At 55.9% G+C, this 8,833-nt stretch carries 12 protein-coding genes; 7 read left to right on the forward strand and 5 right to left on the reverse strand.

Annotation, left to right across the window (positions count from 1 at the left end):
* Positions 1 to 36 precede the first annotated feature (36 nt).
* Positions 37 to 1,047, reverse strand: coding sequence for a zinc-ribbon domain-containing protein (locus DL239_RS17085; RefSeq protein ID WP_167685318.1), 1,011 nt, complete (start codon positions 1,045 to 1,047; stop codon positions 37 to 39).
* 197 nt (positions 1,048 to 1,244) lie between these two features.
* Here DL239_RS17085 and DL239_RS17090 point away from each other — a divergent pair, with 197 nt between their 5' ends.
* The 4 genes from DL239_RS17090 to DL239_RS17105 are packed head-to-tail and all read left to right on the forward strand — an operon-like array spanning position 1,245 to position 4,526.
* Positions 1,245 to 1,922 (forward strand): cell division ATP-binding protein FtsE, encoded by a 678-nt coding sequence (locus DL239_RS17090; RefSeq protein ID WP_167685319.1) that lies wholly within the window; start codon positions 1,245 to 1,247, stop codon positions 1,920 to 1,922.
* A complete protein-coding gene (locus tag DL239_RS17095; RefSeq protein WP_167685320.1) occupies positions 1,919 to 2,815 on the forward strand; it encodes a cell division protein FtsX in 897 nt (298 codons plus the stop codon). The genes DL239_RS17090 and DL239_RS17095 overlap by 4 nt, the downstream gene beginning before the upstream one ends.
* Positions 2,815 to 3,552, forward strand: a complete 738-nt coding sequence (locus DL239_RS17100) for a lysophospholipid acyltransferase family protein (protein WP_206188510.1) — start codon at positions 2,815 to 2,817, stop codon at positions 3,550 to 3,552. The genes DL239_RS17095 and DL239_RS17100 overlap by 1 nt, the downstream gene beginning before the upstream one ends.
* 38 nt (positions 3,553 to 3,590) lie before the next feature.
* Positions 3,591 to 4,526, forward strand: coding sequence for an AEC family transporter (locus DL239_RS17105; protein WP_240931919.1), 936 nt, complete (start codon positions 3,591 to 3,593; stop codon positions 4,524 to 4,526).
* 73 nt (positions 4,527 to 4,599) lie between these two features.
* Here the strand turns inward: DL239_RS17105 and DL239_RS17110 are convergent, their stop codons facing one another.
* Complete coding sequence (locus tag DL239_RS17110) at positions 4,600 to 4,908, reverse strand: EthD family reductase (RefSeq protein WP_167685322.1); 309 nt, start codon at positions 4,906 to 4,908, stop codon at positions 4,600 to 4,602.
* Positions 4,909 to 5,129: 221 nt separating this feature from the next.
* Between DL239_RS17110 and DL239_RS17115 the strand changes: the two genes are divergently transcribed.
* Entirely contained in the window at positions 5,130 to 5,522 is a 393-nt protein-coding gene (locus DL239_RS17115) for a c-type cytochrome (protein WP_167685323.1), read from the forward strand.
* A gap of 31 nt (positions 5,523 to 5,553) precedes the next feature.
* Here the strand turns inward: DL239_RS17115 and DL239_RS17120 are convergent, their stop codons facing one another.
* Entirely contained in the window at positions 5,554 to 6,057 is a 504-nt protein-coding gene (locus DL239_RS17120; RefSeq protein ID WP_369410585.1) for a GFA family protein, read from the reverse strand.
* Between the two features lie 207 nt (positions 6,058 to 6,264).
* On the opposite strand from DL239_RS17120, the gene DL239_RS17125 reads away from it, so the two are divergent.
* Positions 6,265 to 7,293, forward strand: coding sequence for a sterol desaturase family protein (locus tag DL239_RS17125; protein WP_167685325.1), 1,029 nt, complete (start codon positions 6,265 to 6,267; stop codon positions 7,291 to 7,293).
* Between the two features lie 33 nt (positions 7,294 to 7,326).
* Here DL239_RS17125 and DL239_RS17130 read toward each other — a convergent pair whose 3' ends face one another.
* Positions 7,327 to 7,848 carry a GNAT family N-acetyltransferase gene (locus tag DL239_RS17130; protein ID WP_167685326.1) on the reverse strand — a complete coding sequence of 174 codons (522 nt, stop codon included), beginning with the start codon at positions 7,846 to 7,848 and terminating at the stop codon, positions 7,327 to 7,329.
* A gap of 91 nt (positions 7,849 to 7,939) precedes the next feature.
* Here DL239_RS17130 and DL239_RS17135 point away from each other — a divergent pair, with 91 nt between their 5' ends.
* Positions 7,940 to 8,425 (forward strand): GNAT family N-acetyltransferase, encoded by a 486-nt coding sequence (locus tag DL239_RS17135; RefSeq protein WP_167685327.1) that lies wholly within the window; start codon positions 7,940 to 7,942, stop codon positions 8,423 to 8,425.
* 12 nt (positions 8,426 to 8,437) lie between these two features.
* On the opposite strand, the gene DL239_RS17140 is transcribed toward DL239_RS17135, so the two are convergent.
* Entirely contained in the window at positions 8,438 to 8,629 is a 192-nt protein-coding gene (locus DL239_RS17140; protein WP_157021396.1) for a hypothetical protein, read from the reverse strand.
* Between the last annotated feature and the right edge of the window lie 204 nt (positions 8,630 to 8,833).

Here is an 8,833-nt window from a genome sequence, read left to right on the forward strand (position 1 = left end):
CAATCGTCCCACTGCCAATAAGCCACGGCTTCTGAATTACTGCGAGAGCATAAGCCCGCTGACCTTGGCGTCCAGCCATATGCGGGCCTGATCTACCCATGCCACATAGCTGCTGATGAAAGGATCTGCCTGTGGCAGGACTTCAGCGATTTGTCGGGCGTTGGTATAGGTCAGGACCATTACGAGCATCAATAGAACGATAATGGCAAAGCCCCGCGAAAATCCACTTTTGCGGCGGGGTGGGTGCTCTGTTTCGGTTGCGATCGGTGCTTGTGCTGCAGGGTCACTGTTGGCCCGCAGGGTCGAGTTGATTTCTTCGATGTCTGGCAACAACCCACGCCGCGATCCGCTTTCGGCTGCGGCGAGGAGTGCGGGGTTCTCACCTTTTAGCCGAGCCATGCGATCACGGGCCTGGCTAGCCCGACGTGAGGGCTCGTCAATGGGGCCTGCATCAAGGCCCAGTTCCGGTTGGCTTTCCAGACCGGTGTTTTCTGCGGCCCTTAGCTTGGCCTCACGTTCTGCTTCCTCGCGCAAAATACCAGTAACCGAGGGGTCCATGCCACGGGCAAGCCCGGGATGGGCAGGCGTCTCGATCTGGTCTTCCTCAACCAAATTGTCTTCGCCCGGATCATCCTCGGTGGTGTCTTCTTCATCTGGGTCCGCTTCCGAGATGGGGTCCGGGTCAACATCCGGCTCGTCATCCCTGTCCAATACTTCGGGCTGCGGCTCGGGGTCGTCTTCGGCGTCTTCGTGAGGAATTTCTGCTTCGGGCTGCTGGACGGTTTCCTCGTCCTGTTCCTCTGTCAGTTCCTCGTCTGGCTCTTTAACGATGTCTTCGGTCGGTTGCTCGGTCGGTGGTTCAGGCTGGGTTTCCTGAACAGGTTCGGCAAACGGGGTATCCTCTGGCGTGTCGGCTGGGGCAGAATTGGGACCGGATTGATACCAGGTATCGCCACAATTGGAGCATTGCACGTCTCGGCCGTCGGACGGAATGACCTCGTCCGGTACCTCATACTGGGCGTCGCAGTTCGGACATGTCAGCCGCATTCTGTGTCTCCTGAGCTATAAGCCCCTGTCGGATGGTGTTTTTCTAAAGAGCATAAGCAGTTCTGTCGCTTCTAGAAAGAGACAATTCATACCGATTTTCTGCGCCGGTCAAGCAGGGGATTGCCGGCAACAGCACGGGCCATTGAAACTACCCCGCTGCTGGGGCACAACGGATTGGATCTAATCAGGGGACAGCCGTGATCGAACTGGACAACGTAGGGTACAATTACGGCGGTGGCGAACTGCTGACCAATGTGTCAGCGCAGCTTTCTCCGGGGTCGTTCCATTTTCTGACCGGACCCTCGGGCGCGGGTAAGACGACGCTGCTGAAACTATGTTACGGAGCGCTAAGCCCGACATCGGGTCGGGTGCGGGCGTTTAACATGGATGTAAAAGGACTGGATCGTGATCAGATGGCGATGTTGCGGCGGCGCGTTGGCGTTGTGCATCAGGATTGCCGGTTTCTGGACCACCTTGCGGTCAAAGAGAACATCGCCTTGCCGCTGACCGTGTCGGGCAAGGATATGAGCCTGGAAGAGGCCAACCTGAGTGAGTTGATGAACTGGGTAGGGCTGTCGGAACGCGCTCATGCCAATCCCCCGGAACTGTCAGGCGGCGAACGGCAACGTGCGGCACTGGCGCGGGCTGTCATTCTGTCACCCGAGGTGGTGATTGCAGATGAACCGACGGGTAACGTTGATTGGGAAATGTCGCAGCGATTGCTGCGGTTGTTGGTTGAGCTAAACCGCATGGGTAAAACCATTTTGGTTGCCACCCACGATCTGTCGTTGATACGGGCTGCCAAAAATCAGGTGCAGACACGGGTGCTGCGGATCTCGGACAAGAGATTACAATTGGCGGGGGCAGACCTATGACTGGTCGTATCCGCCAGCTGATTGTTGGCGATGTGCAGGCGGACCGGGTGGTACCGCCAAGTGGGTTTACCGCGCAGCTGACCTTGTTTGTGGCAGCTGCGATGGCATTTCTGACGGTGTTTGCGCTTGCGCTTTCGCTGGCATCTGGTCGGCTTGCGGATCGCTGGGCGGATGAGCTGGCGCGGGCCGCAACGCTGCGTATCAATGCGCCGGCGGATCAGCGGGCTGCGCAAACTGCGGCGGCCCTGACCGTGTTGGAACAAACACCTGGTGTGGCCTCGGCACGGGCGCTGAGCGCGGATGAGCAGGCAGAGCTGCTGGCCCCGTGGTTTGGCGCGGAGCTACCGTTGGACAGCCTGCCGGTTCCGCAATTGATTGAGGTTCTGGAGACCGAAGAGGGATATGACGCCGATGGTCTGCGTCTGCGGTTGCAGGCCGAGGTGCCGGGTGCGGTGCTGGATGACCATAGCCGTTGGCGCAAGCCGCTGGTGGATGCCGCGCGGTCACTGCGACGGTTGGGGCTGTTCTCGATCCTGTTGATCGGGGGCGCCATGGCCGCGATGATTACGCTGGCTGCCAATGCAGCACTTGCGGCCAATGCGCAGGTGATCGAAGTGCTGCGGCTGGTGGGGGCACAGGATGGCTATATCGCACATGCCTTTGTACGCCGGTTCACATTGCGGGCGCTGATTGGCTGCGGTGTTGGTGTCCTCTTGGGGATGATTGGTGTTTGGTTGATGCCTGCGGCCTCGGAAGAGGGCGGGTTTTTGACGGGATTGGGTTTCGTTGGCTGGGGCTGGTTGATGCCGCTGGCGATTCCGCTGCTTGGGGCCTTGGTCGCGTTTGTCGCCACCAGCCGGGCGGCAAATAAACGACTAGGAGATTTGACGTGATGACCCCTATCCAGCGCGTGCGTGCGCTGCTGTTCAGTGTGCAGATGTATCCGATGATGTTCATCATCGGCCTGGTTTATGCGCCCTGGGCGATTTTCAGCAAAACTGGTGCGCGGGCCTGCTGCAAAGCCTATTCGCGTTGGATTTTCTGGACCGCCCGCTGGATGGTTGGCATTCGCTGCGAGGTGCGTGGCACGCCGCCAGAAGGTGAAGTTCTGATTGCCGCCAAGCACCAGTCGTTTCTGGACATTATGATGATCTTTACTGCGCTGCCGACGGCCAAGTTCATCATGAAGAAAGAGATCCTGCGCACGCCGGTAATCGGGCAATATGCCAAATTGCTGGACTGTGTTGCAGTCGATCGCGGCAAACGTGGTGCGGCCATTGAAAAGATGGTCAAAGACGTTGAATCCGGACGGCAGGATGCGGGGCAGCTGATCATCTATGCGCAGGGCACTCGGGTCAAACCTGGGGTCAAGGCTGATTACAAAGTTGGCACTGCGGTGTTGTACGACCAGCTGAAACAAACCTGTGTGCCGGTTGCCACCAATGTTGGCGTCATGTGGCCACGCAAGGGCATTGCACGCTTTCCCGGTACAGCTGTCGTCGAGTTTCTGGAGCCCATCGAGGCGGGTTTGGATCGTCGAGAGTTCATGGAAACGCTGGAGCGGCGGGTTGAGACCGCATCAGATGATTTGATGCGCGAAGTTGGGTTTGACCCTGATAGTGTTGGCTAACACTTGCATCTAAGAACTGGAAAGGTTCGGAGGATAGAATGACCCTGTTACCGGTTCTTGTTTCGATTGCGCCGATCTTTATCCTGATTGTCCTTGGCTATTTGCTGCGGCGTAACGGTATTCCGAATGTCGAGTTCTGGAACATGAACGACAAGCTGGTGTACTGGGTTCTGATGCCTGCGCTGTTGTTTCACAAGACCTCGACCATCGAGCTGTCGGCGGAATTGGTCGGGTCGTATTCCGTGGTTATTATTGGTGGCATGGCAACGGCGTTGGTGTTTGGCTTGGGAACAGCCAAGGCGGTTGGGCTGCCCGGGGGCAGCGCCGGTTCCGTGATGCAAGGGGCTGCGCGCCATAACGCCTTTATCGCGCTGTCGATTGCCGGCAGCCTGTTTGGCGCCGAGGGTTTGTCGTTGGGGGCGCTGGCGATGGCGTTGTTGATCCCGGTGACCAACCTGTCGGTGGTACCTCTGATGGTGGTGCTGAACAAACGTGATAGTGAGCGCAATGTACTGGCTATGGTGCTGCGCGATCTGGCGCGAAATCCATTGATCGTTTCGGTTCTCGCTGGTGTGTCGTTTAACGTGCTGGGCGCAGGCGAGGTTCCAGTGCTGCACGACACAACCCAGCTGCTCGGTAATGCGGCGCTGCCTATCGTGTTGATGTGTGTAGGCGCCAATCTGCGACTGCGAGCGATGCAGGCGGCGGCCTTGCCACTGGTACTGTCGATCTGCGGTAAGTTTCTGGTGTTCCCGCTGGTCACCGTGTTGTTGGCGCAGCTTTGGGGGTTGTCCGAGCTGGAGACAATGGTTGCGCTGTTGTTTGCGGCGTCACCTACCGCGTCAGCCTCGTACACCTTGGCGCGGCAAATGGGCGGCGATGCGCCTTTGATGGCGGCAATTACCACGATCCAGACTGGGCTGGCCTTTTTGACGCTACCCCTGTCGCTGCTGCTAGTGGAGCAGTTGTTTTAGCGTGCTTAGGGCAGTGCCCGACTGGGGGGGGCACTGCGGGTAATCCATGGGTTACTTTGTCATGGTCGCAACCTCAGCTCAGCACCTCTCCAATCAGCATTTGTGGCTGTACATTAGTGAACTTGGGAATGTCGGCCAGCACCGGGCCTGCGACCTCCATCGCGGCGTTCAGAGCGTCTTGGTCGGCAAAAACCAGCGAAGCAACGGCGTGGTATCCGGGCGGCACATCCGGGCCACCGGCCAATCCCTTGGTGACCAGCATGCTTTCAACGTGTTCACCCATATGCTCGCCTACGATGGCGAAATGGGTGCTGGTGTAATAATCAAAGTCAAACGTGGTTCCGTCACTAATTGGGTAGAGAACCTGAAGCGAGACAGCCATAGCGTGTCCTTTCTAAACGGGTACAAACAAAACATCACAATATGAATAGAGCGCAAACAGGGCGTACGGCCAAGTTAAAAGGCGGATCACCCAGAAATGGCACGGCGCTGTTTACTGCGTTTGGCCCGGTCAAACCGCTGGGGGAAACGTGACCTGCATCAAGGCTTGCGATGCCGATCGTTGATATTGTGCGAATGTGTTTACAAGTTTGGAGGTGGCCGATGCGTTTGGTTCTTTTTTCACTTCTGTCTGTGCTGGCGACTAGCGGAATAGCCCAGGACGCGGATACCGGAGCGGATCTTTTCCAGCATTTCTGTGCAGCTTGTCACGGTGAAGATGCAAAGGGCGGTGGCCCGATGGCCTCAGTTTTGTTGGTGCAGCCTGCAAACCTGACCACTCTTAGCGCCCGCAATGGTGGTGAGTTCCCACTTGAGCGTGTCGCGTCGCGTATTGATGGGCGTGACCCAATCGTTAGCCACGGCAGCGAAATGCCGGTTTTTGGCTGGCTGTTTCAGGACGAACCTGTTGCCCTGAAGCTTCCGACCGGCCAGCCGATGTTGGCTAACCGGCCGGTTGTTGACCTGATCACATGGATGCAGAGCATTCAGGAGTAGGGCAGTTGTTTCTGCAAAGCGGACCTAGGGCTTACTGCTCTGGGATGTAGTCACCGTCGAACTTTTTCAGGTCATCAATGATGTCATACCAGTCTGGTTTTGATGCTGTGTGGATGTGAAGCATTGGCCGTATCTTGGGGTCGTCATCCAGCGCAGAGGCGGCGACCACATAGGCGTCTCCACTGGCCATGTCCCCCAGCGATGTGCCGCAGTCCTTGCAAAAACAGCGCTCGAACTTTGCATCTGGTCCAGATTTGAATTTTGCAATCGCATCCTGTCCCTGAGTGATCGACAGGTCGTCGGCCTTGCCGATCAAGACTGCTGAAAACACACCTGCAGCCTTGCGGCATCTGGAACAGTGGCAATAGCTTAATGAGGATGGCTCGCCCGAAATCTGAAATTTTACTTTGCCACAAAGGCAGCTTCCGTTGATCATTTTGTGTCCCGTCGTTTGGGTGTTGAGTTGGCGGGAACGTAGCGTGAACATTTGGAGCCGGCAAGAGGCTTGCGTCCCTAAAGGACACGTGTTCCACATTTGGCTTTATTGGGCTGGTTCACCATCAGGCAGCACAGCAAGGGCATGGGCGGTCAAGGCGTCAAAACTGTGATTCCAGCGCCGTGTTTTTGCCGCAGTGATCAGGTACAAGGTGCGTAGCCTACGTAAATTTCGACGCAGACTCAGAACAATCACCGGGCAAACAGCCGGGGCAAAAGGCAAACAGAGCAGCAAAAGAGGGACGACATGCAGGTGATCTCGGATTTCATATCGTATTACTGGGCTTATGTTTCCGGTGCCGCAATGCGATTTCTGGATCCCGGCGAAAGACTGTTCTACCTCTATATCGCGACCTCGATCCTAGTGGCGTTTGTCATATACCTTGTGCGGCGCAGAAAAGGAGCTGAGGGCACTGATGCCGAGGGCTCTTTCGTGGCATTTTTGTTTCCCAAGTCGGTGTGGCAGCATCCTTCGGCCTGGTTGGATCTGAGGTACTTTGTCTTTCACAAGCTGATCGGTCATTTCCTGTTGTTTGGCCTATTGGCCTTTATTTCGGCGACATGTTTCCGGTGGATCACTGGCGAGTCCATGACATCAATTCCGGCAAACACCGGTGTATCAAGCAGCTTGATGCTATCGGTCGGCTATATGTTCGTCACCGTTTTGGTGGCGGATCTGATCGGCTATGTGGTGCACTATTTGCAGCATAAAGTTCCGATTTTGTGGGAGTTTCACAAGGTGCATCACAGCGCCGAGGTGATGCATCCTATCTCAAACTACCGCGAGCACCCGATCGACAATCTAAGCTATTCACTGTGTATCGGTGTTGGCTATGGGGCTGTGATTGGGGTGTCTTATAATCTGATTGGCTATCTGCCCAATACACCAACCATTCTGGGCGTGCCGTTGCTGATGTTCCTGTTCAACATAGCGGCCTATAACCTGCGTCATTCGCATATCTGGCTACGCTGGCCCGGTCGTTGGTCGATGGTGTTTCCCTCTCCGGCACACCACCACGTGCACCACAGCTGCCACCCAGATCATTTTGACAAGAACTTTGCCTTTATGTTCCCGCTGTGGGACGTGGTTTTTGGCACCTACACAATGCCAAACGATAATCGGGATGTGAAATTTGGTGTCGCAGGGATGAAGTCGATGGAAATGGACACGTGCTGGAAACTTTATGCGGTTCCCTTTGTCAAAGCGGGCAGGCGGCTGCGTAAAACCTCTCCCTTTCGTAGGGATAAGCCGAGCGCGACAGCGGGTGAGAAGTAACCAACACCTGCTCTCTAAGTTGAAGCTTTGGGCCTAGATCATTTCTGGCAACTTGCATTCCAGATAAACAAGGAACGGATCCAGCTCGGCGCTGTTGGGGTTTTCTGGGTAGCGGGGGATGTATGAGAACCCGTATTTCTCATACATCGACAGCATCGCGCGGTTGCCCTTGACCGTATCAGCATAAAGCGTGGTGCAGCCCATGCGTCGTGCCTCGTCGATGCGCATTTCGAACAGGCGTCGGCCCAGCCCCATCCCCTGCGCCGAGGGGCGTACGTACATGCGTTTCAGTTCAGCCGCGTCGGGGCGGATTTGACGGATGACGCCACATCCTACCAGAGTTCCGCCGCCGTCAGTGGCCAATAGTGTGCGTCCCTTTGGCGGCAACAGATCCTGCATGTGCTGCATGGTGTCGGTGGCAAGTTCATTAGCAGAAGGTGTTGGTCCACCGATGGCTATGACCTTGTCGATCATGACTTGATAGTATTCCCGCATCAGCGCCTGAAAGGCGGCTGGGTCGGGCAGGGTTGTGACAAAGGTGAGGGTGAGCGGCATGTCCTTAAGGTACAACGATTTTCGTAGAAGTCATGTAATAGTTGAGGCAAGCTTGTGGCATTAGCTTTCGGCATTTCAAAGGAATTTGTTTATGAACACTATGGACATCTGTAGCTCAATCTTGCGACCTGCGACGCTGTCGGACCGTGCTGTAATTTCGAACCTGCTGCAGCTGTACTTATATGATATGGCGTCGGCGAACTACTTTCCGATCTCGCCCAATGGCGCCTATGACTATGATTTCTTGGACAGGTTCTGGGAACATCCCTACCTGCTGTACGATCAAGACATGCTTATTGGCTTTGCCTTGGTCACCAGCAGTTGCCAGATCACCGAGAGATCACCCTGTTGGTTCATGGGCGAGTTCTTTGTGCTGCGCCCGCATCGGCGCAAGGGGCTGGGCGACCGGGCTGTCAAAGAGATCCTGAGCCGTCATCCGGGCCAATGGCATCTAACGAATTTGGTAGAGAATACCGGTGCAGATGGATTCTGGTCCCGCGTGTTGCCTGATGATGCAGAGGAACGCGGGTTAAGGTTTGACGGAGATGATTGGACGCTGCGTACGTTTGTTTCTTAATGACGCGGTAGGTCAGGTCTCGCAGGTCATATCCTGCCCGCAGCACAGGGGCGATTTGATCTTGCCTTCGCATTTGGGGCAGCGCGAGATTTGCACCTTGCTGCCGTCATCCAGTTCCAATGTGTCGTTGACGAGCGGCTCGTTACAGTCGGCGCAGGTCGCATTCACACCCATGCCGCAAGCTCCACAGCGGTACGTAGCCATGTTCTTCCTCCCGTTTTTGTATGTTGTGATGGTGTGTGAAGTTGGGGCGTCGGTCAATTGAAATTCTGGGGTGGGGAATGAGGCTTGTGAAGCGAAGGTCAGCTTTGAGCCAATGTTGTTGAAAAACTCTTGTTGATTTGAGGGTATATGACTGATTCAATTTCCTTATTGGCGTGGGGGGATTGGTGGCGATGTTAGGACCAA

Origin of the sequence: Parasedimentitalea denitrificans, assembly GCF_011813015.1 — a bacterium.
GTDB lineage: Bacteria > Pseudomonadota > Alphaproteobacteria > Rhodobacterales > Rhodobacteraceae > Parasedimentitalea > Parasedimentitalea denitrificans.

Coding starts and splice junctions, on each gene's coding strand:
- DL239_RS17105 (WP_240931919.1), top strand. CDS start 3,591: ATGACCCTGTTACCGGTTCTTGTTTCGATTGCGCCGATCTTTATCCTG.
- DL239_RS17135 (WP_167685327.1), top strand. CDS start 7,940: ATGAACACTATGGACATCTGTAGCTCAATCTTGCGACCTGCGACGCTG.
- DL239_RS17085 (WP_167685318.1), bottom strand. CDS start 1,047: ATGCGGCTGACATGTCCGAACTGCGACGCCCAGTATGAGGTACCGGAC.
- DL239_RS17130 (WP_167685326.1), bottom strand. CDS start 7,848: ATGCCGCTCACCCTCACCTTTGTCACAACCCTGCCCGACCCAGCCGCC.
- DL239_RS17140 (WP_157021396.1), bottom strand. CDS start 8,629: ATGGCTACGTACCGCTGTGGAGCTTGCGGCATGGGTGTGAATGCGACC.
- DL239_RS17110 (WP_167685322.1), bottom strand. CDS start 4,908: ATGGCTGTCTCGCTTCAGGTTCTCTACCCAATTAGTGACGGAACCACG.
- DL239_RS17120 (WP_369410585.1), bottom strand. CDS start 6,057: ATGTGGAACACGTGTCCTTTAGGGACGCAAGCCTCTTGCCGGCTCCAA.
- DL239_RS17115 (WP_167685323.1), top strand. CDS start 5,130: ATGCGTTTGGTTCTTTTTTCACTTCTGTCTGTGCTGGCGACTAGCGGA.
- DL239_RS17095 (WP_167685320.1), top strand. CDS start 1,919: ATGACTGGTCGTATCCGCCAGCTGATTGTTGGCGATGTGCAGGCGGAC.
- DL239_RS17100 (WP_206188510.1), top strand. CDS start 2,815: ATGACCCCTATCCAGCGCGTGCGTGCGCTGCTGTTCAGTGTGCAGATG.
- DL239_RS17125 (WP_167685325.1), top strand. CDS start 6,265: ATGCAGGTGATCTCGGATTTCATATCGTATTACTGGGCTTATGTTTCC.